This is a genomic window from Mesorhizobium calcicola, assembly GCF_042682105.1.
Classification (GTDB): Bacteria; Pseudomonadota; Alphaproteobacteria; order Rhizobiales; family Rhizobiaceae; genus Mesorhizobium; species Mesorhizobium calcicola.
On the sequence record NZ_JBHUGY010000046.1, the window covers coordinates 1 to 20,859 of the forward strand.

Annotated in this window: 22 protein-coding genes; 10 read left to right on the forward strand and 12 right to left on the reverse strand. The window is 64.2% G+C overall.

Annotated features, from left to right (window positions below):
* Nucleotides 1-529 (reverse strand): antitoxin Xre/MbcA/ParS-like domain-containing protein (locus ACFSQT_RS27495; protein WP_379024037.1); only part of this gene is annotated, 529 nt, incomplete at its 3' end.
* 411 nt (nucleotides 530-940) lie between these two features.
* Nucleotides 941-1,933, reverse strand: coding sequence for an adenosine kinase (locus ACFSQT_RS27500; protein WP_379023175.1), 993 nt, complete (start codon nucleotides 1,931-1,933; stop codon nucleotides 941-943).
* Nucleotides 1,934-2,209: 276 nt separating this feature from the next.
* Between ACFSQT_RS27500 and ACFSQT_RS27505 the strand changes: the two genes are divergently transcribed.
* Together ACFSQT_RS27505 and ACFSQT_RS27510 are read left to right on the forward strand one after the other, a co-directional pair.
* On the forward strand, nucleotides 2,210-3,121 hold the full coding sequence (locus ACFSQT_RS27505; RefSeq protein WP_379023177.1) for a DMT family transporter: 912 nt from the start codon (nucleotides 2,210-2,212) through the stop codon (nucleotides 3,119-3,121).
* Between the two features lie 109 nt (nucleotides 3,122-3,230).
* Nucleotides 3,231-3,941, forward strand: coding sequence for a sulfate transporter family protein (locus tag ACFSQT_RS27510; RefSeq protein WP_379024039.1), 711 nt, complete (start codon nucleotides 3,231-3,233; stop codon nucleotides 3,939-3,941).
* A 7-nt stretch (nucleotides 3,942-3,948) separates the two neighbouring features.
* Here ACFSQT_RS27510 and ACFSQT_RS27515 read toward each other — a convergent pair whose 3' ends face one another.
* From ACFSQT_RS27515 to ACFSQT_RS27540, 6 genes are all read right to left on the reverse strand, one after another.
* A complete protein-coding gene (locus tag ACFSQT_RS27515; protein WP_379024041.1) occupies nucleotides 3,949-4,947 on the reverse strand; it encodes a proline racemase family protein in 999 nt (332 codons plus the stop codon).
* Between the two features lie 13 nt (nucleotides 4,948-4,960).
* On the reverse strand, nucleotides 4,961-5,764 hold the full coding sequence (locus tag ACFSQT_RS27520) for an isocitrate lyase/PEP mutase family protein (protein WP_379024043.1): 804 nt from the start codon (nucleotides 5,762-5,764) through the stop codon (nucleotides 4,961-4,963).
* A gap of 79 nt (nucleotides 5,765-5,843) precedes the next feature.
* Complete coding sequence (locus ACFSQT_RS27525) at nucleotides 5,844-6,698, reverse strand: hypothetical protein (protein ID WP_379024045.1); 855 nt, start codon at nucleotides 6,696-6,698, stop codon at nucleotides 5,844-5,846.
* Nucleotides 6,699-6,782: 84 nt separating this feature from the next.
* The gene (locus ACFSQT_RS27530) at nucleotides 6,783-7,448 is read right to left on the reverse strand and encodes an HAD family hydrolase (protein WP_379024047.1); all 666 of its coding nucleotides are present in this window, start codon (nucleotides 7,446-7,448) and stop codon (nucleotides 6,783-6,785) included.
* On the reverse strand, nucleotides 7,448-7,933 hold the full coding sequence (gene dut, locus ACFSQT_RS27535; RefSeq protein WP_379024049.1) for a dUTP diphosphatase: 486 nt from the start codon (nucleotides 7,931-7,933) through the stop codon (nucleotides 7,448-7,450). The genes ACFSQT_RS27530 and dut overlap by 1 nt, the downstream gene beginning before the upstream one ends.
* A gap of 90 nt (nucleotides 7,934-8,023) precedes the next feature.
* On the reverse strand, nucleotides 8,024-8,494 hold the full coding sequence (locus tag ACFSQT_RS27540; RefSeq protein WP_379024051.1) for an Lrp/AsnC family transcriptional regulator: 471 nt from the start codon (nucleotides 8,492-8,494) through the stop codon (nucleotides 8,024-8,026).
* 114 nt (nucleotides 8,495-8,608) lie between these two features.
* Between ACFSQT_RS27540 and ACFSQT_RS27545 the strand changes: the two genes are divergently transcribed.
* From ACFSQT_RS27545 to ACFSQT_RS27555, 3 genes are all read left to right on the forward strand, one after another.
* Nucleotides 8,609-8,863, forward strand: coding sequence for a DUF6356 family protein (locus tag ACFSQT_RS27545; RefSeq protein WP_379024212.1), 255 nt, complete (start codon nucleotides 8,609-8,611; stop codon nucleotides 8,861-8,863).
* A 15-nt stretch (nucleotides 8,864-8,878) separates the two neighbouring features.
* Nucleotides 8,879-9,676, forward strand: coding sequence for a class II glutamine amidotransferase (locus ACFSQT_RS27550; RefSeq protein ID WP_379024053.1), 798 nt, complete (start codon nucleotides 8,879-8,881; stop codon nucleotides 9,674-9,676).
* A 167-nt stretch (nucleotides 9,677-9,843) separates the two neighbouring features.
* Complete coding sequence (locus ACFSQT_RS27555) at nucleotides 9,844-11,217, forward strand: amidase (protein WP_379024055.1); 1,374 nt, start codon at nucleotides 9,844-9,846, stop codon at nucleotides 11,215-11,217.
* Here the strand turns inward: ACFSQT_RS27555 and ACFSQT_RS27560 are convergent.
* Entirely contained in the window at nucleotides 11,211-12,284 is a 1,074-nt protein-coding gene (locus ACFSQT_RS27560; RefSeq protein ID WP_379024057.1) for an NAD(P)/FAD-dependent oxidoreductase, read from the reverse strand. The two genes, ACFSQT_RS27555 and ACFSQT_RS27560, sit on opposite strands and share 7 nt — an antisense overlap.
* A gap of 125 nt (nucleotides 12,285-12,409) precedes the next feature.
* Between ACFSQT_RS27560 and ACFSQT_RS27565 the strand changes: the two genes are divergently transcribed.
* The 3 genes from ACFSQT_RS27565 to ACFSQT_RS27575 all read left to right on the forward strand — a co-directional run bounded on the left by ACFSQT_RS27565 (nucleotide 12,410) and on the right by ACFSQT_RS27575 (nucleotide 15,624).
* Nucleotides 12,410-13,006, forward strand: coding sequence for a TetR/AcrR family transcriptional regulator (locus ACFSQT_RS27565; protein WP_379024059.1), 597 nt, complete (start codon nucleotides 12,410-12,412; stop codon nucleotides 13,004-13,006).
* A complete protein-coding gene (locus ACFSQT_RS27570; RefSeq protein WP_379024061.1) occupies nucleotides 13,003-13,932 on the forward strand; it encodes a haloalkane dehalogenase in 930 nt (309 codons plus the stop codon). The genes ACFSQT_RS27565 and ACFSQT_RS27570 overlap by 4 nt, the downstream gene beginning before the upstream one ends.
* Before the next feature lie 99 nt (nucleotides 13,933-14,031).
* Nucleotides 14,032-15,624: a peptide chain release factor 3 gene (locus ACFSQT_RS27575; RefSeq protein WP_379024063.1), complete on the forward strand. Its 1,593-nt coding sequence runs from the start codon at nucleotides 14,032-14,034 to the stop codon at nucleotides 15,622-15,624.
* A gap of 183 nt (nucleotides 15,625-15,807) precedes the next feature.
* Here the strand turns inward: ACFSQT_RS27575 and ACFSQT_RS27580 are convergent, their stop codons facing one another.
* The 3 genes from ACFSQT_RS27580 to ACFSQT_RS27590 form a co-directional block, all read right to left on the reverse strand.
* On the reverse strand, nucleotides 15,808-16,278 hold the full coding sequence (locus ACFSQT_RS27580; RefSeq protein WP_379024065.1) for a VOC family protein: 471 nt from the start codon (nucleotides 16,276-16,278) through the stop codon (nucleotides 15,808-15,810).
* A 40-nt stretch (nucleotides 16,279-16,318) separates the two neighbouring features.
* On the reverse strand, nucleotides 16,319-16,846 hold the full coding sequence (locus ACFSQT_RS27585; RefSeq protein ID WP_379024067.1) for an SRPBCC family protein: 528 nt from the start codon (nucleotides 16,844-16,846) through the stop codon (nucleotides 16,319-16,321).
* A 73-nt stretch (nucleotides 16,847-16,919) separates the two neighbouring features.
* Nucleotides 16,920-17,264 carry an ArsR/SmtB family transcription factor gene (locus ACFSQT_RS27590; protein ID WP_379024069.1) on the reverse strand — a complete coding sequence of 115 codons (345 nt, stop codon included), beginning with the start codon at nucleotides 17,262-17,264 and terminating at the stop codon, nucleotides 16,920-16,922.
* 197 nt (nucleotides 17,265-17,461) lie between these two features.
* Here ACFSQT_RS27590 and ilvD point away from each other — a divergent pair, with 197 nt between their 5' ends.
* Nucleotides 17,462-19,306 (forward strand): dihydroxy-acid dehydratase, encoded by a 1,845-nt coding sequence (gene ilvD, locus ACFSQT_RS27595; protein ID WP_379024071.1) that lies wholly within the window; start codon nucleotides 17,462-17,464, stop codon nucleotides 19,304-19,306.
* Nucleotides 19,307-19,566: 260 nt separating this feature from the next.
* Entirely contained in the window at nucleotides 19,567-20,859 is a 1,293-nt protein-coding gene (locus ACFSQT_RS27600; RefSeq protein WP_379024073.1) for an amidohydrolase family protein, read from the forward strand.

Sequence of the window (20,859 nt, forward strand, 5' to 3'; positions counted from 1 at the left end):
CACGCGCCAGCGGGAAGACGTGTTTGCGGCCGCCCTTGCGCAGGGCAATGACTTCACCCCGCCTTTGCCAGCGATGCAGGGTCGAGCGGGCGATGCGCAAATTCTCTTCCAGATAGGTCGATCCGGCAACGCGGCCCGCCCAGTCCTCGATCAGCATCGATTCGAGGTCGTCGGCACGCGGCGGCGAGGAACTAGGTCCCTCGATGTCGGCCAGGGATGCCGCCGGCAGCCCTGTTGCGCCGCCTGTGCCCGCCTCGCTGCGGCGCGCGGCTTCCGCCGCCAGCGCGCGCACGAATTTCGATGCCAGGCCGGGAAGGTCGGCATGGATGGCGTCAATGGCGCGCTGATGCTTCGGCGACAGCAAGGTGACGGCGGACGCTATGCTGCCGGCGATCTTGCCGACCGAGACCATGGTGGGTCTGTTGATGGCCTCGTCATAGTGGGCAAGCGCGCGTTCGACCTCCTCCGCGACCATATCCGCGAAGTCGTCCTGCTTGATGCCGGTTGTCTGGATTTGAAATCTGTTCATGCATCTGTCTCTTGGGCCGGGCGCTCCTCCCACAGCTGCGGCCGGTTGTTGAACGGCTAGAGCGGAAAGCGGAAATCGCGGCGGCAACAGATGCAATGGCCCGACAGCATGCTGTCTTGCATTTTGACACCCCAACTGGCTGCGGGCGCCCGAAATGTCAGTCACGGGACCCCTGGATTGCGTGTAGGTGCGATGTATGACAGCTGCGCGACGGTGAGAAGCGGTCCGCGTAGCGGACGAAAAGCCAATTGCTTGGCTTTTCGAGCTTCGAACGGTGAAGGCCCGGTCCGCCTTCGGGCGGATCAAAAGGTCCAGTGGACCTTTCGAAGGGGCTGAACGCCCGAAGGGCTGGGAGCCTGCGAAGGGCTGGAGCGCGACCCGGCTACCTTGACGGTAGGCGGACCCTCGACCCTACAGCAATCCCGCCTGTTCCGCCTCGCGGCGCAAATTCTGCCGTGGCCTTGGCCCGATCTGCTGGATCACCAATCCGGCCGCCAGTGAGCCAAGGTCGCCGCAGGTCTCGAGGTCGCGGCCTTGCGTGTAGCCATGCAGGAAACCGGCGGCGTAGAGGTCGCCGGCGCCTGTCGTGTCGACCAGTTCCTTGATCGCGGTCGCCTGGATGACCACGGTCTCGTCGCCGCGCACGATGACCGAGCCTTTTTCCGAGCGGGTCACGGCGGCGATCCGGCAATCCTTGCGAATCTGCGCCAGCGCCTCGTCGAACGACGATGTCTGGTAGAGTGACTTGATCTCGTGGCTGTTGGCAAAGACGATGTCGACGGTGCCCGAGCGCATCAGGTCGAGGAACTCGTCTCGGTAACGGTCGACGCAGAACGAATCCGAGAGCGTCATCGACACTTCGCGGCCCGCGGCGTGCGCCAGCTTCGCCGTCTGCCGGATCGCTTCCTTGGCGCGCGGCGGGTCCCACAGATAGCCCTCGAAATAGGTGACCTTGGCGCCAGAAGCCTTGTCGGCCTCGACATCCTCCGGCCCGAGCTCGACGCAGGCGCCGAGATAGGTGTTCATCGAACGCTCGCCGTCGGGGGTGACGAAGATCATCGAGCGCGCCGTCGGCGGCTCGCCCTTGAGCGGCTTGGTGTCGAAGGCGACGCCCTGCGCATGGATGTCGTGGGCGTAGATTTGGCCCAGCGCATCGTTCGAGACCTTGCCGAAGAAAGCAGCGCGGCCGCCGAAGCTGGCGACGCCGGCCGCCGTGTTGCCGGCGCTGCCGCCGGACGCCTCGATCGCCGGGCCCATGCGGCTGTAGAGCAGTTCGGCGCGCTGGGTGTCGATGAGGTTCATCGCGCCCTTGATGATGCCGTTGGTCTCGAGGAAGTCCTCGTCGCACTGGGCGATGATGTCGACAATAGCATTGCCGATGCAAAGCACGTCAAAATCCGGCATCAATGTCTCCGCCAAAAACCCGAGCCGGCTTCTCGCCATGCCCGGGCGGGTCTACAGCAAGACCCTGAAAATTGGCAACCGATTTTCTGTCGTTGCCGGCGTGGCGGCGATGACCATTCCCTTGTCGAGGAAGGCGCGGAGCCGCAGTTCTTGCAAATCAGGGTGCGCCTTTGCGACGAGGTGCTATGACAATTCGACCGTGGCCGAAGCATTTCATCGCGATGCTGCTTACAAGCCTGGCTCAGCCGATCATTTTTCGAAGGCGAGCCAGCCCCCATGCCCACAGAGAAAATGCCGACAAAGAACAAGCCGACAAAGAACGATATGACCACCGACTTGGCGCTGCTCGCCGTGCTGGCGGTGCTCTGGGGCGCCTCCTACACATTCATCAACATCGGCGTCGAGACGATCCCGCCGGTCACCTTCATTGCCGCCCGCACGCTGATCGCCGGTGGCATCCTGTTCGCCATCATCCGCTGGCGCGGGCTTGCCATGTCGGGCGATGCGGCAAGCTGGCGCCGCTTCGCTTTCCAGGCGTGCCTCAACAGCGTCGTGCCGTTCACGCTGATCGCCGCGGCCGAACGCTCGGTCGATGCCGGCCTCGCCACCATCCTGAACGCGACCTCGCCGATCTTCACCTTCCTGCTGACCGCGCTCATCACCCGCCACGAGCCGGTCACGTTGCGCAAGCTGATTGGCGTCGGCGCCGGCATTGCCGGCATCTGCCTCATCGTCGGCACCGAGGCGCTGGGTGGTCTCGGTCACCAACTCTGGGCGCAGCTCGCCATCGTCGCGGCGACGATCTGCTATGCCGGTGCGGCGATCTTCGGCCGTGGCTTCAAGGGCCTCGACCCGATGCTGCCGGCCGCCGGTTCGATGCTGTGCGGCGCCGTCATCCTCGTGCCGCTCAGTCTTGTGTTCGACCGGCCATGGCAGCTGGCGCCGTCGACGGCGTCGATCCTGGCTCTGCTCGGCCTGTCGGTGTTTTCGACCGCGCTGGCCTTCGTCATCTATTTCCGCCTCATCCACACACTTGGCTCGGTCGGCACCACCTCGCAAGCCTATCTGCGCGTGCCGATCGGTGTCGGCATCGGCGCCGTTTTCCTCGGCGAAAGCCTTGGTTCGACGGCGTGGCTGGGAATGGCCTTTGTCGTTGCCGGGGTGGCGGCCATGACCATTCCGGTGTGAAGGCCGGCGCTCGCTCGATAGAGCAATTCCAGAAACTATCGGCGCTTGTGACCGGCGATAGCTTCGCCTATCTCCGGGACGACCCGTTCGACCTGAGGTTGGAAGCACCGTGATCTCTGACGCCGCCCGCGCCGCCGCCGGCCAGTTGTTCTCGCCGGAGTTCCGCGTGGTCTTCCTGAAGACGCTGGGCTTGACCTTGCTGGCCCTGGTGGCCTTGTGGTTCGGCCTCACCAGCCTTGTCGAGTGGCTGGCCCTGCCGTGGCTCCAGGCGCTGTTGCCCGGCATGCCGTCCTGGGCCGGCTGGCTGGGCGGCATCATTGCCGCCATGGCTCTTGCCTTCGGCTTGGCGTTGCTCATCGCACCGGTGACGGCGATCGTCGCCGGCCTGTTTCTCGACGACATCGCCGAAGTGGTCGAACGCACCGACTATCCCGGCGATCCAACCGGACGCGCCATGCCAGCGCTGCGGTCGCTGGTGCTGTCAGCCAGGTTCTTGGGCGTCGTCGTCCTCGGCAACATCGTCGCCCTGCTGCTTCTCTTGGTGCCAGGCGTCAACATCGCCGCCTTCTTCATCGTCAATGGCTATCTGCTCGGCCGCGAGTTCTTCGAATTCGCCGCCATGCGCTTTCGCCCGGAGGACGAAGCCAGGGCCTTGCGCAGGCACTATGCCGGTACGGTGTTTCTCGGCGGGCTGGTCATCGCAGCCTTCCTCGCCGTACCGTTGCTCAATCTGGTGACGCCGCTGTTCGCCGCCGCCATGATGGTGCATTTGCACAAGGCGATTGGTGCGCGGGAAGCGTCTCGCGTCTCGCGGGGCTGAGTTCTGTTCAGCGCAACAGGAAGCCACGCCCCAATTCATCATCAGCCTCGACGATGAATTCAGCCCGACCGGAATAGTAGGCGCGGCCGCCGACGCGGGCGATGATCGCCTCATGCGGGCCAGCCTTCGCCGTCCGCACCACGGCGCCGGAAAAGCGCGAGCCGGCGATGCTCTCGAACAGGCGCGTCTGCCCGATGGCGATCTCGCCTTTGGCATGCATGGCCGCCAGCCGTGCGGTGACGCCGGAGCCGGTCGGCGAGCGGTCGACCTCGGCTTCGGCGAAGACACAGATGTTCTTCGTCACCTCGCCGGAAAACACGTCGCGGCCGTCGGTCAGGATGGTGCCATACAGGAAGGCAAGGTCGGCATGGTCGGGATGCGACAGCGGCAACTCCTTCTTCAGCTTCTCCGTCAGCGCCGTCGCCGCATCGACGAAATCGCGCACCCGGTCGCGGCCGAACTCAAGCCCGAACTGGTGGCAATCGGCGAGCGCGTAGAAGGCGCCGCCATAGGCGATGTCGAAGCCGATCATGCCATAGCCCGGCAGTTCGATCTTCCGGCCGCCTGCGAACAGGAACGCCGGCACGCTTTCGAACGACACAGCGCCGGCCTTGCCATCCCTGACCTCCACCGAAGCGACGACCAATCCACACGGCGCCTCGATGTTGACCGTCGTCACCGGCTCACGTTTCGTCACCAGCCCTTCATCGACGGCATAGCGGCCGAGCGCGACGATGGCATGGCCGCACATGGTCGAATAGCCCTCATTGTGCATGAACAGCACCGCGAGATCGGCGCCGGGCAGGTCCGGTTCGACCAGCAGGGCGCCGTACATGTCGTAATGGCCGCGCGGCTCGAACATCAGGATCTGCCTGAGATGATCGAGATGGTCGCGCACATAGGCGCGCTTTTCGAGGATGGTGCCCTTCGGGATATCCGGATAGCCGCCGGTGACAATCCTCAGCGGCTCGCCGCCGGTATGCATGTCGACGACGGTTAGCGTCATGCGACGGGCCCTTTTAACCTGAGGATTTGCCAAACAGCGCCTGCAGTTTGCCGAACGGCATGGCGGCGCGGGTGAAGCCGAAGGTGCCGTCCTGCTGGATCTCGCGCGCCGCCGTTTCCAGCATGCCGTAGGCGAAATTGGTCAGCCATGGCCCGAGCGAGATGCGCTTGACGCCGGCCATGCTGAGATCTGCGATGGTGAAGTCCGGCCTCGCCATGACGTTGACCGGCTTGCTGACCGCCGAGCAGATCGTGCGCACCATTTCGACATCGCCGATGCCCGGTGCATAGAGCACGTCGGCGCCGGCCTTCTCGAAGGCCTGCAGTCGCTTGATGGTGTCGTCGAGATCGGACTTGCCCCACAGGAAATTCTCGGCGCGCGCCGTGAAGACGAAGTCGCGCTTCAAAGCGCGCGCCGCCTCCACGGCCGCCGCGACGCGCTCGACGGCGTGCGAGAAATCATAGATCGGCTTGTCCGGATCGCCGGTGTGGTCCTCGATCGAGCAGCCGGCAAGGCCGGCCGCTTCCGCCGCGAAGATGGTTTCGGCGGCACGCTCGGCGCTATCGCCCTTGCCTTTCTCCAGATCTGCCGAGACCGGCAGGCTGGTCGCCGCCGTCACCTCGCGGCAATGGTGGATCATCGCCTCGAAGGTCACCGAGCCATCCGGCAGCCCGCGCGAAAAGGCAAAGCCGGCGCTGGTCGTCGCCAGCGCCTTGAAGCCGAAAGAATCCAGCAGCTTCGTCGTGCCGACATCCCAGGGATTGGGCATGACGAAGGTCGAGGCATGCAGGTCACGAAAGATCTTGCCCTTATCCATGGTAGTTCCCCCATCTGTGTGGCGTGGCTGAGAGGATTTTATCCTGCCCTCCCTGGCCGGGCAAACGAATGCCATTGGTTCAGAAGCGTTTGGCGTTCTCTCCTGCCAATTTGTCCAGCGCGTCGGAATCCTTGGCGTAGTGCGAGGCCTTCTTGTCCCAGTGATAGGTGACGGAAATGTCCTGCGATGCAGCCGCGGACGGCGCGTCATCGCAGCTTTCGCCGCTCGGCGCCGTGGCGTCGGTCACCGTCACCTTGATGGCGGCATAAGGCTGGCCGTCGGCGATGGCCTGGAAGGCCACGTCCTGCTTGCGGCTGTAGGCGCACAGGTTTTCATCGAACGTGTAGATCATATCGATCAGTTCGAACTTGTCGCCGCCGACCATGATCAGCGGCGTGATGACATAGTTCTGGTTCGAGTTGAAATGCGCGCTCATGGTGATGAGGGCGTCATCGTTGGCACTGACGGAAAGCTTGCCCGGTTCGCGAAAATAGGTGCTGCGATCGACCGCGACATTGACCGCGTCGAGTAGCTTTGGCTTGGCCGCGATATCGTAGAGCGCCAGCACCGCATAGCCCTCGGCGCTGTCGGGGGAATCGCCGAGGTCGAACAGCATCGCCAGCCGGTCCTTGCCGCCAGCCCTGATGCCGAGCACCGCGGCATTGGGGAGGCTCGAGGTTTGGGGCGGCGAACCGCCGCTGTCCGGTCCCTCGATGTGGCGCATGTCGATCGGCAACCCACCCTTGTAGAAACCGTCCTTGTCCGCCGTCAGATCGGGAATGACCATCCTGGCCAGGTCGAGATAGGTAACGTCCGTATGGCCTGGCAAAGCGCTGCCGAGGTCCGGGAAGCTGACGGCTTGCGCGCCGGCCGCGGTCCACAAAAACGGCAGTAGCGTCAAGGCGAGGATGAAGCGAAGCAGGTTCGTTGACATGAGCGCCTCGGGCTGTCGGGCGCGCGGAACGTAGCATAGCGGTCGGGGGCGTCCAGTCCATCGGGCGGATCAGAGGCAGGCAGATCAGTGGATAGGCACCAGCCCGGCCAATTCGCGCATGTCGTCGAACAGAATGCCCCCGGCCTGGATCAGGCCCTCGCGGTCGGAATAGGGATCGCCATGATAGGAAAACACCCGCATGCCGGCGGCAATGCCGGCTTGCGTGCCGGCGACGCTGTCCTCGATGACGATGCAATCGGTGGGCGCGAAGCCCATCGTCTTGGCCGCATGCAGGAACAGGTCTGGGAACGGCTTGCCGCGACCGACCATCGTCGAGCTGAACATCGCGTGTTCGAACAGCGGCAAGAGCCCGGTCTGGCCAAGCGTGATGTGCATCTTCGACACCCGGGCCGAGGTGGCGACGCAATAGGCGATGCCGACTGAACGCACGGCTTCGACAAAATCGCGAACGTAAGGGATCGCCTCGACCCCGTGGGCGAACAGGTCCGGCAGGCCGGCGTTCCAACGCTCGACGAAATCGGCGCCGAGGCGCACGCTCGTCTCTTCTTCGATCTGCTTCTGCACCGACGCCATGCTGCGGCCGGAGAAATTCTTGCGGCAATATTCGAAGCTTGTCGGGTAGCCGGCAGCGCTCAGCCATTCTGCGAGGCGTCGATTGGCCAGATTCTCCGTGTCGACCAGGATCCCGTCGCAGTCGAAGATAACGAGTCTAGGCAGAACCCCACGCATCAGGCGGTGCCGGTCGATCCGAACCCGCCCGAGCCGCGCGCCGTGCCGCCGGCAAGGCTGCGCTCTTCCACCGCAGCCTGCGTCACCGCTGCGAAAACGATCTGGGCGATGCGCATGCCGCGCGTCACCGCGAAATCCTCGTCGCCGAGATTGATCAGCAGCACCTTCACTTCGCCGCGATAGTCGCTGTCGATGGTGCCGGGCGTGTTGAGGCAGGTCAGCCCGTGCTTGAAGGCGAGACCGGAGCGGGGCCGGACCTGACCTTCCATGCCTTCCGGAATTTCCAGGATCAGCCCGGTCGGCACCAGCGCGCGTTTTCCAGGCAGGATCAGCAGCGGTCGGTCGTCCGGCACCGCGGCGCGCAGATCCATGCCGGCCGCACCGGGGCTTTCATAGGCGGGGAGGGGAAGTCCTTCACCATGCGGCAACCTGACGAAGCCGACGGTCGGACCGATGACGGAGGGAGTTTGAAGGGCTGCGCGCATAAAATCGATCCTATCGGCGCGAACGGCGATTCGGTCAACTCGGGTCTAGCGCTATCAACGGCTTTCTTTCGGGCATCACTATGACAAGACCTACCGCAGTTCCATCGGAACGACGGTGGTCTCCTTGATCTCCTCCATCACGAAGGAGGCGGAAACGTCCGACAACGCCACTTTGGCGATAAGCCGCTGGTAGAGCCGGTCATAGGCCTTCACGTCGGCGACGCGGGCGCGCAGGACATAATCGAGGTCGCCGGACATGCGGTAGACGCCGGTGATCTCGGGAAAGCCGGTCACCGCCGCCCGGAATTTCTGCAGCCAGTCCGGGTCGTGGTTGGACGTGCGGATCAGGATGAACACCGAGAGGCCAAGCCCGAGCTTGTCCGCATCGACCAGCGCCACCCGGCCGGTGATGACGCCATCCTCCTCGAGCCGCTTCACCCGGCGCCAGCAGGCATTGCGCGACAAGGCCACCCGTTCCGACAGCTGGTCGACCGACAGCGTGCCGTCGCGTTGCAATTCGCTGAGCAATTTTCGGTCAATTTCGTCGATTTCCAGCGCCATGTGGGATCTTTGTCCCATGAAGTGAGCAAATACAAGGACATTTTGAGACCAATGAACCGGCGAAGCGTGTCAGGATACTCATATCAGGAACATCGAGCGCTGAAGGGGAACAGCATGTCGGCACGGCTCGCAAAGATCTTCACCTCTCATCCGGCCAAGGTCGGCGAAACCTATTTCGGCCATATGGCTTTTGCCGCCTGGTTCTCGTCGCGGTTGCTGATGGCAGCGGCTGCGGCGCTCGTTCACGCTTTCTTGCCATTTCTGTTTGAGACTACCGCCAGTCGTATCGTTCGCGAGCTTTACGAGCGGACGCACAACAGAGGCTCGCACGGGACCAAGGAGCCAGCGGCTCTCATGGATCGTGCCTAGAGGACGATTGAAGCGATGTGCCGGTGGGCGGCCTATCTCGGTGAAGCGGTTTTTCTCGAAGACATCCTCACGGCGCCCTGTCACTCGCTGATTGCCCAAAGCCATTGCGCCCAGGAAGCGAAGTCGCCGACCAATGGCGACGGTTTCGGCCTTGCCTGGTATGGCGACCGTCCGGAGCCCGGCCTCTACCGCGACATCCTGCCGGCTTGGTCGGATCCCAATCTGAAGAGCCTGTGCCAGCAGATCAAATCCGGCCTGTTCCTGGCGCATGTGCGGGCCTCGACCGGCGGCGCCACCAGCCGCATGAACTGCCATCCGTTCATCTCGGGTCCCTGGTCGTTCATGCACAACGGCCAGATCGGCGGCTTTGAAAAGATCCGCCGCGCGCTGGAGAATTCGCTGTCCGACGCCGTCTTCGATCAGCGCGAAGGCACCACCGATTCCGAATTGTTTTTCCTCCTGATGATTGACGAAGGATTGGCCGCCGATCCGCAAGGCGCCGTCTCGCGCGCCACCAGCCGCGTGCTCGACGCCTCGCGCCGCGCTGGCCTGGAGCCGGCGCTGAAACTCACCGCCGCCTTCTCGGACGGGCAGGCGCTGCATGCGGTGCGCTATGCCACCGATGCCCACGCCCCGACGCTCTACACCTCCGTCTTGCGCAAGGGCGGCGGCCGCTGCGTCGTGTCCGAACCCTTCGACCGCGAGGGCGGCGACTGGCAGGCGATCCCGCCATCGAGCTTCGTCACCATGACCAGGGATGGCATCACCATCCGTCCCTTTGCGGCCGCCGCGAAGCTGGCACTGGTCGTGTAGTTGTAAACGTCGCGGGACGGAGGGGGCGCCGTAAAGCACCGACCTCAATCGGCCGCGGCGCAATTTCGATCAAGTACTAGCGAGTTTCAAATGCTCAACTCCGCTTGAAGTCGCGCCGCTGTCCGCCATCTTGACTGGACGAGAGCGGTCAAGCCGGAGCATGGGTCATGGATCTCGTCTTTTCCTCAACCGTCGAGCTCGCCGCCGCGATCGCCTCGCGGAAAATCTCCGCCGTGGAGGCGCTCGACGCCCATCTGGCGCAGATCGACAGCCACAATGGGGCGGTCAACGCCGTCATCTCGCTCGATCGGGAGGGCGCCCGCGAGCGCGCTGAAAAGGCCGACGCAGCACTCGCGCGCGGCGAAGCTCATGGACCGCTGCATGGCGTGTCGTTCACGCTGAAGGACATGCACGAGACATCTGGCATGAAGACCACGGTCGGCTTCCCACCCTTTGCCGATTATGTCGCCAAACGGGACAGCCCGGTCGTTGTCAGGCTGAAGGCAGCCGGCGGCGTGCTGATGGCCAAGACCAATGTCGCGACCATGCTGTCGGACTGGCAGTCGAACAATCCACTGTTCGGCCGCACCGGCAATCCGTGGAACCTCCAGCGCACTGCCGGCGGATCCAGTGGCGGTGCGGCGGCGGCGCTTTGTTCAGGGATGACGCCGTTCGACGTCGGCACCGACATGCAGGATTCGATCCGGCTGCCGGCTGCCTTCTGCGGTGTTTATGGCCTCAAGCCGACTGAGCATCGCGTCTCGCTGGCCGGCGCCTTCCCCGATCCGGGCGGTGCCGCGCGCAGCGTGCGGCTGATGTCCTGTCTCGGCCCGCTGGCGCGCAATGCGGAAGATCTGGCCTTGATCTATCGAATCATCGCCGGGCCGGACGCAACCGACACCGATCTTGCGCCGGTGCCGGTCGAGGGCATGCCGAAGCTCGACCTCAAGACATTGCGCATCGCCTTCGCGCCGACCTTTCCGGGGTTTCCGGTGGCCGGCGAGATCGGCGCCGCGGTCGAAAGTCTGGCAACGCAGCTGCAGTCGGCAGGGGCGACCGTCGAGGAAGCGAAGCTGCCCAAGCTCGATCTGCACGACGATCTTGCGCAGGGCGGCGCCTTGATCGGCATGATGATGGAGGCCGCGCAGCCCGAGCCGCCGGAGGAGCCGACACCGGTATCGCGCTGGTTCGAGGCGCTCGCCCGCCGCGACAGATCCATTCTCGCCTGGGACCAGTTTTTCGAAAACTGGGATGCGCTGCTTTGCCCGGTCGCCATGACCACGGCCTTCCCGCATTGCGAGCCGGGCACGCCGATCCAGGTCGACGGCAAGGAACAGAGCTACTGGATGATGCCGGCCTATGGCGCGGTGTTCAACTACAGCGGCCATCCGGCGCTTTCACTGCCGTGTGGACAGGACGGCGACGGCTTGCCGATCGGCCTGCAACTGGTCGGCAAACGCTGGTCGGAATCACGGCTGCTCGGCATTGCCAAGGCAATCGAACCGTTCTCCGGCGGCTTTCGCCATCCGCCCGGCTATTGAGCGAAGCGCGACAATCCATACGGCGCCAGCAACGGGTCGCGTTTGGCTTCCAGGATTTCCTTGGCGGCGAACAGGCCAACGGCCGGTGCCAGCGTGATGCCCGAATGCATGACCGCGACGTAAAGGCCGTCCGTGCCCTCGGCGCGGCCGATGATCGGAAAGCCATCGATCGGCGTTGGCCGGTAGCCGACCGTGTGGAAATCCAGCTCCAGTTCGTCGCCGCCGTGCAGACTGGCTTTCAGGGCTACAAACAGCTCGCGGGCGGTGGCTTCGGCGTCCATGCCCGGGTCGGCGCCGCCGAAATCCGAGCCGGCGATGATGCGGCCCTCCGCCGTCTGGCGCATGTGCAGCCGCTCGGCCAGCACCAGGCCATTGAGCAGTTTTCTGGAAGGCCGCGAATGGACGATCAGCCCTAGCGGCGTCTCGATCGGCAGGTTGATTCCGGCCGTCGCGGCAATCTCCGGTGAGCCGACGCCGGCCGCGATCACCACCTCGTCGGTGGCTATCAGGCCATGCGATGTGTCCACGCCGGTGATCTTGGCACCGGTCTGGACCAGCGCCGTCACCGTGCTAGAGATGATCCGCGCTCCGCGCCGTTCGGCGTCCGCCAGCAGCGCCCTGGTGGCGGCCGCCGGCTCGGCGACACCCTCTTCGGCGACATGCAAGGCGACATCGGGAAGCTCGGCGAGATTGGGCTCGATGCGCGCGACGCCAGCGCGGTCGACACGCTCGATGCCGTAACCCCAGGCGGAATGCTCGGCGGTGTAGGTTTCCATTGCGGCCGCTGACAAATCCCAGCACAGGCCGCCGCACCAGCTCAGCGGAATTTCGGGCAGGTCCCGCGCCAGCCGCGACCATTGCGCCATCGCGCGCGTCCGCAACCGGAAATACGGCTCCGGATTGCCCCAGCTGGCGTTGATCCAGGCAAAGGAGTTCGGCGTCGCAACCCCGCCTGCGGCGCTGTCGGCGATGACCGTCACCCGCGCCCCCGCCTTGGCCAGATGCCAGGCGATGGAGGCGCCGATAATGCCGGCGCCGATGACGATCACTTGTTTCGCCGCAGTCATGCTCGCTCCTCTATTGGTGATCCCGACGGACGTCATCCAAGTGCCATCCCGGTGGCCGCTTGCCAACATCAAGCGGCGCGAAATATGCCGCTTGACATAAATACGTACGTACGTATTATCTCACCATGGCGAGACAATCACTCCGCGAAAAACTCCTCGACGCCGGTTTCCGGACCATCTGGAATTCAGGCTATGCCGCCGCCGGCGTGCGCGACATCGTTGCCGCGGCCGACGCCCGGCCGGGCTCGTTCACCAACCATTTCGCCTCCAAGGAGGAATTCGCCGGCGAGGTGCTCGACCGCTATTTCGCCTATGTCAGTGGCCTGGTCGAAGCTGCCCTCGCGCAGGATGGCACGCCGCCCATCGGCAGGCTGCGCCGCTACCTCGATGTCATCACCTCGAAGCTTGAGGCGCATGACTGGGCGCGCGGCTGCATGATCGGCAATCTCAGCCTCGAGACAGCGGTGCACAGCGAGCCACTGCGCCTGCAACTCGTCGCCATCTTCGAGCGTTGGCGCCAGCCATTCGCGGCCTGCATCGCCGAGGGCCAGGCGGCCGGTGACATCACCCGGGCTTTCAATGCCGACGACCTCGCCGACTTCCTGCTGTCGTCCTGGCAAGGCGCCATGCTGCGCATGAAGGTCGAACGCAGCCCGGCGCCGCTCGAGCGCTTCAAAAAAATCATCTTCAGCACAGTCTTTGCAAAGGAGCCAACCCAATGAGTTTGAACGCCGACAAGCCGAAACCCGGCTCCACCGCATTGCGGCGAGAGGAAATCGCCGTGCTCGATTCGACCATGTCCTATGTCGAGGCCGGCACGGCCGGTCCGACCGTGCTGTTCCTGCATGGCAATCCGACCTCATCCCACATCTGGCGCAACATCATCCCGCATGTTGCGCCGCTCGGTCGCTGCATCGCACCGGACCTGATCGGTTACGGCCTGTCCGGCAAGCCCGATATCGATTATCGCTTCTTCGATCATGTCCGCTACCTCGACGCCTTCCTCGATGCGCTCGACATCAGGAATCTGGCGGTGGTGGCGCAGGACTGGGGCACGGCACTGGCCTTCCATCTTGCGGCGCGGCGGCCGCGCAACATTCTCGGCCTCGCCTTCATGGAATTCATCCGGCCCTTCGAGCGTTGGGAGGATTTTCACCAGCGCCCGCAGGCCCGCGAGCTGTTCAAGGCGCTGCGCACGCCTGGCATCGGCGAAAAGCTGGTTCTGGAAGACAATGTCTTCGTCGAAAAAGTGCTGCCGGCCTCGGTGTTGCGCACAATGAGCGACGAGGAGATGACGGCTTACCGGGCGCCGTTCCCGACACCGCGATCGCGCAAGCCGGTGCTGCGCCTGCCGCGGGAATTGCCGATCGAGGGCCAGCCTGCCGACGTCGCCGCCATCAGCGAACACGACCATCGGGCGCTGCGGCTTTCCACCTATCCGAAACTGCTGTTCGCGGGCGATCCCGGCGCACTGATCGCGCCGCAGGCCGCACGCGAATTCGCCGCTGGATTGAAGAACTGCCGGTTCATCAATCTCGGGCCCGGCGCGCACTATCTGCAGGAGGATCATGCCGACGCGATAGGCGAGGCCATCGCCGGCTGGCTTCCGGAGATCGTCCCGGCGGGCCACGTGAGCGAGTTGGCCTGAGCGGGCCACGGCCATCGGCGGCGTCAGCGCCGCCGGACCGGTCGACAGCCCGGCACTGCGCTGCTAGAAGCCCGGCCTGTCACACGGAAATCCTGAAGAATGCCCGAAGCAATAGAAGAAGAAGTGGCGCGCCGCCGCACCTTCGCGATCATCGCGCACCCCGACGCCGGCAAAACGACGCTGACCGAAAAGCTGTTGCTGTTCGGTGGCGCCATCCAGCTTGCCGGCGAGGTCAAGGCCAAGAAGGACAGGATCCAGACCCGGTCCGACTGGATGAAGATCGAGCGTGAGCGCGGCATTTCGGTGGTCACCTCGGTGATGACCTTCGAGTATGAGGACAATGTCTTCAACCTGCTCGACACGCCCGGCCACGAGGATTTCGCCGACGACACCTACCGCACGCTGTCGGCGGTCGACAGCGCCGTCATGGTCATCGATGCTGCCAAGGGCATCGAGCCGCGCACGCTGAAACTGTTCGAGGTCTGCCGGCTGCGCGATATCCCGATCATCACCTTCGTCAACAAGATGGACCGCGAAAGCCGCGATCCGTTCGAGATCTTGGACGAGATCGAACAGAAGCTGGCGCTCGACACCGCGCCGATCACCTGGCCGATCGGTCGCGGCAAGACGTTCTCCGGCACCTACCATCTGGCGCTGAACGCGGTGCGCAAGGGCGACGACGAGAAAGAACGCACGCCGGTCAACGGTCCTGATTCCAACCGTGTCGCCGGCCTGCTGCCGGAGAACGAACGCGAGGCCTTCATCGAGGAACTGGAACTCGCGCGGGAGGCTTGCCGACCTCTTGATATTGACGCCTTTCGCGAAGGCCATCTGACGCCGGTCTATTTCGGCTCGGCGCTGCGCAATTATGGCGTGCGCGACCTGATCGAGGCGCTTGGTGCCTTTGGGCCGCCGCCGCGCGCGCAGGAGGCCGATGCCCGCAAGGTCGAGGCGACCGAGGACAAGATGACATCCTTCGTCTTCAAGATCCAGGCCAACATGGATCCCAATCACCGCGACCGCATCGCCTTCGTCCGCGTCTGCTCGGGCAAGCTCGAGCGCGGCATGAAGGCCAAGCTGGTGCGCACCGGCAAGCCGATGAGCCTGTCGGCGCCGCAGTTCTTCTTTGCCCGCACCCGCGTCACCGCCGACGAGGCGTTTGCCGGCGACGTCGTCGGCATCCCCAACCACGGCACGCTGCGCATCGGCGACACGCTGACCGAGGGCGAGGAGATCCTGTTCCGCGGCGTGCCGAATTTCGCGCCGGAGATCCTGCGCCGTGTCCGTCTCGGCGACGCGATGAAGGCCAAGAAGCTCAAGGAAGCGCTGCACCAGATGGCCGAGGAGGGCGTCGTGCAGCTGTTTTCGCCCGAGGACGGCTCACCGGCGATCGTCGGCGTCGTCGGCGCGTTGCAGCTCGACGTGCTGAAGGAGCGGCTGAACTTCGAATACACGCTGCCGGTCGAATTCGAGATGTCGCGTTTTTCCGTCTGCCGGTGGATCTCGGCCGAGGATAAGGCCGAGGTTCACCGTTTCATCGAGGCGCATCGCGGCGACATCGCCCGCGACCTCGACAACGATCCGGTGTTCCTCGCCCAGCACGCCTTCTCGCTGAACTACGAAGCCGAACGCTGGAAGGCGATCCGCTTCGCCACGATCAAGGATTATCAGGTCCGCGACAAGGCGGCATAATTCTTCCCTTCCCCCTTGGGGGAAGGTGGATCGGCGTGTAGCGCCGAGACGGATGAGGGTGTTGGAAGAAACTCGACGTCAAAAATTCAATAATTTTAGGCGCTTACATCTTCCATGCAGTGTTCGGTCCAGCACCCCTCATCCGACCGAGCTTCGCTCCCACAAGGCAAGAGCGCGTCTTACTCACACTTTCGCCGCGGCTTCGATCTTGGCGATGTCGATCTTGCCCATTTGCATCATCGCATTCATCGCCCGGCCGGCCTTGGCCCGGTCCTGATCCTGCAGCAGGCGCGGCAGCTGTTCCGGCACGACCTGCCAGGAAACGCCGAATTTGTCCTTCAGCCAGCCACAGGGTCCTGGTTCGCCGCCACCCTCTGTGAGCCTGGTCCAGAAATGATCGACTTCTTCCTGCGTCTTGCAGTCGATCGACAGGGAGATCGCCTCGGTAAACTTGTATTGTGGTCCGCCGTTGAGCGCCAGGAACGGGACGCCGTCGAGTTCGAACGAGGCCACCAGCACCTTGCCCTCATCAGCGTGGCCCTTGGGCCAACGCGTCACGCTCAGCTCCTTCGAATTCTTGAAGATGGACATGTAGTGGTTCATGGCCTCCTCGGCCTGTCCGTCGAACCACAGGAAGGTGGTGATCTTTTGCATGGTCTTTCTCCTCGTTTTCTCTTGGGGGATGAAGGAAGCGTCAGGCGGCGCCCTTGGCAGCGTCCTGAAGTGAAGCGAGATAAGCGTCGAGCTGGGCATAGCTCTCGGCCATGCCGCGGGTCATGCCGGTGCCGAGCGCGCCGTCGCGGGCCGCCTGCGAGGCGTAGAGCACGGTCTGCGTCAGCAGCGTTTTCCCGGCCTGCTCGGTGAAGACTACGGTCCCGACGGTTTCGCCACCGGTCCAGTCCTCGTCGAACAATTCGGTGGCAACGATCCTGGCTGGACGCACGATTTCGCGATAGGCGCCGCTCATGCCCATGCTGCGGCCATCGCGGTGCTGCCAGACGTAGCGCGTGGCGCCGCCAACCCTGAGGTCGATTTCGCAGACCGCCAGCCGCCAGCCATCAGGGCCGTGCAGCCAGCCCTTCAGCAACTCGGGTATCGTCCAGCAGTCGAAGACCATCGGCCGCGACGCATCGAAGATGCGGGTGATCTGGACCTCGCGGTCGCTGGGCGTGGTCACCGTCAGCGTGGCGACGGTCGAACCGGGCAAAGTTGTGGTGCTCATGATGGTTCCTCCTCATGTTTGCCAAAGGACGTGCGACAGGCGGTGATCCCGACACAGGCAGCGGCTTTTTTGGCTATTGGTCGGTACTGTGGGGGGCTTTCTCGGCCTTCATCGCGCCGAGCAACGCATCGAGGCGCTGGAAGTTGCCTTCCCAGATCTTTCGATAACGCTCGAGCCAGTCATTGGCCTCTGCCAGCGGTTTTGCTTCGAGCCGGCACGGCCGGCGCTGTGCGTCGCGGCCGCGTGAAATCAGTCCGGCGTTTTCCAGCACCTTGAGGTGCTTGGAAATCGAGGGCTGGCTCATCGCGAAGGGCTCGGCGAGTTCCATCACGGATGCTTCGCCCTGGATGAGCCGGGCAAGAATGGCGCGGCGCGTCGGATCGGCGAGTGCGGCAAAAGTGGCGTCCAGCTGGTTCATCGAATATCCATAGCCAATTGAGTATATACCCTATTGGCTATATACAAGCGGGCTCCGCTCGTCAACTGGCATCCGGATTTCGTGGCGCATTGCAAAATTGTGGCAAGACCGAGCTTGCGCGTCTATAACGCCTGCGATCCGAATTCAGCGCCGCCACGCTCCGCGTCGAGCGCAGCCAGCCAGCTAAGGAAAATGGTATGCCCGCCTATCGCTCCCGCACCACCACCCATGGCCGCAACATGGCCGGCGCCCGCGGCCTCTGGCGCGCCACCGGCATGAAGGACAGTGATTTCGGCAAGCCGATCATCGCGGTGGTCAATTCCTTCACCCAGTTCGTGCCGGGCCATGTCCACCTGAAGGACCTTGGCCAGTTGGTCGCGCGAGAGATCGAGAAGGCCGGCGGCGTCGCCAAGGAGTTCAACACCATCGCCGTCGATGACGGCATCGCCATGGGCCATGACGGCATGCTCTATTCGCTGCCGTCGCGCGAGCTGATCGCCGACTCCGTCGAATACATGGTCAACGCCCACTGCGCCGACGCCATGGTCTGCATCTCGAATTGCGACAAGATCACGCCCGGCATGCTGATGGCGTCGCTGCGCCTCAACATCCCGACCGTCTTCGTGTCCGGTGGACCGATGGAAGCCGGCAAGGTGGTGCTCGCCGGCAAGACGCAGGCGCTCGACCTGGTCGACGCCATGGTTGCGGCGGCCGACGACAAGATCTCCGACGAGGACGTCAAGGTCATCGAACGCTCGGCCTGCCCGACCTGCGGTTCCTGCTCGGGCATGTTCACCGCCAATTCGATGAATTGCCTGACCGAGGCGCTGGGGCTTTCGCTGCCCGGCAACGGCTCGACGTTGGCCACGCATGCCGACCGCAAGCGGCTGTTCGTCGAAGCCGGCCACCTGATCGTCGATCTCGCCCAGCGTTACTACGAGCAGGATGACGAGACCGCACTGCCGCGCAACATCGCCTCGAAGGGCGCCTTCGAAAACGCCATGACGCTCGACATCGCCATGGGCGGCTCGACCAACACCGTGCTGCACATCCTGGCCGCCGCGCATGAGGGCGAAATCAACTTCGATCAGGATGACATCGACGCGCTGTCACGCAAGGTGCCGGTGCTGTGCAAGGTGGCTCCCGCCAAGGCGGATGTGCACATGGAAGACGTCCATCGCGCCGGCGGCATCATGGCGATCCTCGGCCAGCTCGACGATGCCGGCCTGATCAACCGCGATTTGCCGACCGTGCACACGCGAACGCTGGGCGAGGCGCTCGACCATTGGGATATTTCGCGCTCGACCAGCAACAGCGTGCGCGATTTCTTCCTCGCCGCACCTGGCGGCGTGCCGACGCAGGTCGCCTTCAGCCAGGATCGCCGCTGGGACGAGCTCGATCTCGATCGCGAAAAGGGTGTCATCCGTTCAGCCCGGCACCCCTTCTCCAAGGACGGCGGCCTTGCCGTGCTGAAAGGCAATCTGGCGATGGATGGCTGCATCGTGAAGACCGCCGGCGTCGACGAATCGATCCTGAAGTTCACCGGCCCGGCGCGCGTGTTCGAAAGCCAGGACGCCAGCGTCAAGGCGATCCTGTCCAACGAGATCAAGGCCGGCGATGTCGTTGTCATCCGCTATGAGGGACCGCGCGGCGGCCCCGGCATGCAGGAAATGCTCTATCCGACCAGCTATCTGAAGTCGAAGGGCCTCGGCAAGGCCTGCGCTCTGGTCACCGACGGCCGCTTCTCCGGCGGCACCTCCGGCCTGTCGATCGGCCACGTCTCGCCGGAAGCCGCCGAGGGCGGTTTGATCGGCCTGGTGCAGGAGGGCGATACGGTCGAGATCGACATCCCGAACCGGAGCATCCGCCTCGCCGTCAGCGATGCCGAACTTGCCAGCCGCCGGGCGGCGATGGAGGCCAAGGGAGCGGCTGCCTGGAAGCCCGAGGAGAAGCGCAAGCGCAAGGTGACGACTGCCCTGCGCGCCTACGCCGCGATGGCAACCAGCGCGGCCAAGGGTGCTGTCAGGCACGTGCCGGAGTAGGGCTGAATTTCCATCAGCGTGGTGCTGCCCCTCATTGTCCTGCCGGACATTTCTCCCCGTGTAGTGACGGGGAGAAAAGGGCCGTCACCAACGATTTCGCAAATTGCAGGCGTTGACAAAGAGCGGCGATGTCGCTGCATCTCCCTTCTCCCCGTCACTATGGGGAGAAGGTGCCGGCAGGCGGATGAGGGGCAGCACAAGCGCTGCAGATATTTTTGCCGCCACGATAGGATGCTGATTCTTCAACAGGACGACGACAGATGGATTTCGACCTTATCGTTCGCGGCGGCACGCTGCCTGATGGCAGGGTCGCCGACATCGGCATCGTTGGCGAGACGATCGCGGCGATCGAGCCGAAGCTCGATGTCACTGCCGGCACCGCGATCGATGCCAGTGGCAATCTGGTCTCGCCGCCCTTCGTCGACCCGCATTTCCACATGGATGCAACGCTCTCCTATGGCATCCCGCGCATCAACGCGTCGGGCACGCTGCTCGAAGGCATCTCGCTGTGGGGCGAGTTGAAGCCGTTGTTGACGCATGAGGCCGTGCGCGACCGCGCCCTTGCCTATTGCGACTGGGCGGTGTCGATGGGCCTGCTCGCCATCCGCACCCATGTCGATGTCTGCGATGACAGGCTGCTGGCGGTGGAGGCCCTGCTCGACGTCAAGAAGACGATCGCCCCGTATATCGACCTGCAATTGGTCGCCTTTCCGCAGGACGGGTTTTACCGCTCGCCGACGGCGCGTGAAAACACCATCCGCGCGCTCGACATGGGCGTCGACATCGTCGGCGGCATTCCGCATTTCGAGCGCACCATGGCCGACGGCACGCGCTCGGTGACGGAGCTGTGCGAGATCGCGGCCGGGCGCGGTCTAATGGTCGACCTGCATTGCGACGAGACCGATGACCCGCTGTCGCGCCATATCGAGCAGCTGGCCTGTGAGACGCTACGCCTCGGCCTGCAGGGCAAGGTCGCCGGCTCGCATCTCACCTCGATGCATTCGATGGACAACTACTACGTCTCGAAGCTTCTGCCGCTGATCGCCGAGGCGGGCGTTTCGGCGATCCCCAATCCGCTGATCAACATCATGCTGCAGGGCCGCCATGACACCTTCCCCAAGCGCCGTGGCCTGACCCGGGTCAAGGAGATGCAGGCGCTCGGCATCCGGGTCGGCTGGGGCCAGGATTGTGTGCTCGACCCCTGGTATTCGCTCGGCACCGCCGACATGCTCGATGTCGCCTTCATGGGCCTGCACGTTGCCCAGATGTCGAGCCCGGCCGACATGGCGCGCTGCTTCGATATGGTCACCAATGTCAACGCGTCGATCATGGGGCTCGATCATTTCGGCCTGGCGGTTGGCAAGCGCGCCAGCCTGGTCATCCTCGATGCCGGCAATCCGATCGAGGCCCTGCGCCTGCGCGCCGAGCGCCTGTGCGTCATCGCCAGGGGCAAGGTGGTGGCGGAGCGGACGAAGCAGGATACCAGGCTGTCCATCCCGGGCCGGCCCGGCCAAGTGAACCGCAGGCACCGGACGCCGCATCAGGCCCGATAG

Coding starts and splice junctions, on each gene's coding strand:
- dut (WP_379024049.1), bottom strand. CDS start 7,933: ATGCGCGCAGCCCTTCAAACTCCCTCCGTCATCGGTCCGACCGTCGGC.
- ACFSQT_RS27585 (WP_379024067.1), bottom strand. CDS start 16,846: ATGAGCACCACAACTTTGCCCGGTTCGACCGTCGCCACGCTGACGGTG.
- ACFSQT_RS27580 (WP_379024065.1), bottom strand. CDS start 16,278: ATGCAAAAGATCACCACCTTCCTGTGGTTCGACGGACAGGCCGAGGAG.
- ACFSQT_RS27545 (WP_379024212.1), top strand. CDS start 8,609: ATGTCGGCACGGCTCGCAAAGATCTTCACCTCTCATCCGGCCAAGGTC.
- ACFSQT_RS27540 (WP_379024051.1), bottom strand. CDS start 8,494: ATGGCGCTGGAAATCGACGAAATTGACCGAAAATTGCTCAGCGAATTG.
- ACFSQT_RS27525 (WP_379024045.1), bottom strand. CDS start 6,698: ATGTCAACGAACCTGCTTCGCTTCATCCTCGCCTTGACGCTACTGCCG.
- ilvD (WP_379024071.1), top strand. CDS start 17,462: ATGCCCGCCTATCGCTCCCGCACCACCACCCATGGCCGCAACATGGCC.
- ACFSQT_RS27515 (WP_379024041.1), bottom strand. CDS start 4,947: ATGACGCTAACCGTCGTCGACATGCATACCGGCGGCGAGCCGCTGAGG.
- ACFSQT_RS27600 (WP_379024073.1), top strand. CDS start 19,567: ATGGATTTCGACCTTATCGTTCGCGGCGGCACGCTGCCTGATGGCAGG.
- ACFSQT_RS27555 (WP_379024055.1), top strand. CDS start 9,844: ATGGATCTCGTCTTTTCCTCAACCGTCGAGCTCGCCGCCGCGATCGCC.
- ACFSQT_RS27565 (WP_379024059.1), top strand. CDS start 12,410: ATGGCGAGACAATCACTCCGCGAAAAACTCCTCGACGCCGGTTTCCGG.
- ACFSQT_RS27575 (WP_379024063.1), top strand. CDS start 14,032: ATGCCCGAAGCAATAGAAGAAGAAGTGGCGCGCCGCCGCACCTTCGCG.
- ACFSQT_RS27530 (WP_379024047.1), bottom strand. CDS start 7,448: ATGCGTGGGGTTCTGCCTAGACTCGTTATCTTCGACTGCGACGGGATC.
- ACFSQT_RS27500 (WP_379023175.1), bottom strand. CDS start 1,933: ATGCCGGATTTTGACGTGCTTTGCATCGGCAATGCTATTGTCGACATC.
- ACFSQT_RS27590 (WP_379024069.1), bottom strand. CDS start 17,264: ATGAACCAGCTGGACGCCACTTTTGCCGCACTCGCCGATCCGACGCGC.
- ACFSQT_RS27520 (WP_379024043.1), bottom strand. CDS start 5,764: ATGGATAAGGGCAAGATCTTTCGTGACCTGCATGCCTCGACCTTCGTC.
- ACFSQT_RS27505 (WP_379023177.1), top strand. CDS start 2,210: ATGCCCACAGAGAAAATGCCGACAAAGAACAAGCCGACAAAGAACGAT.
- ACFSQT_RS27560 (WP_379024057.1), bottom strand. CDS start 12,284: ATGACTGCGGCGAAACAAGTGATCGTCATCGGCGCCGGCATTATCGGC.
- ACFSQT_RS27550 (WP_379024053.1), top strand. CDS start 8,879: ATGTGCCGGTGGGCGGCCTATCTCGGTGAAGCGGTTTTTCTCGAAGAC.
- ACFSQT_RS27570 (WP_379024061.1), top strand. CDS start 13,003: ATGAGTTTGAACGCCGACAAGCCGAAACCCGGCTCCACCGCATTGCGG.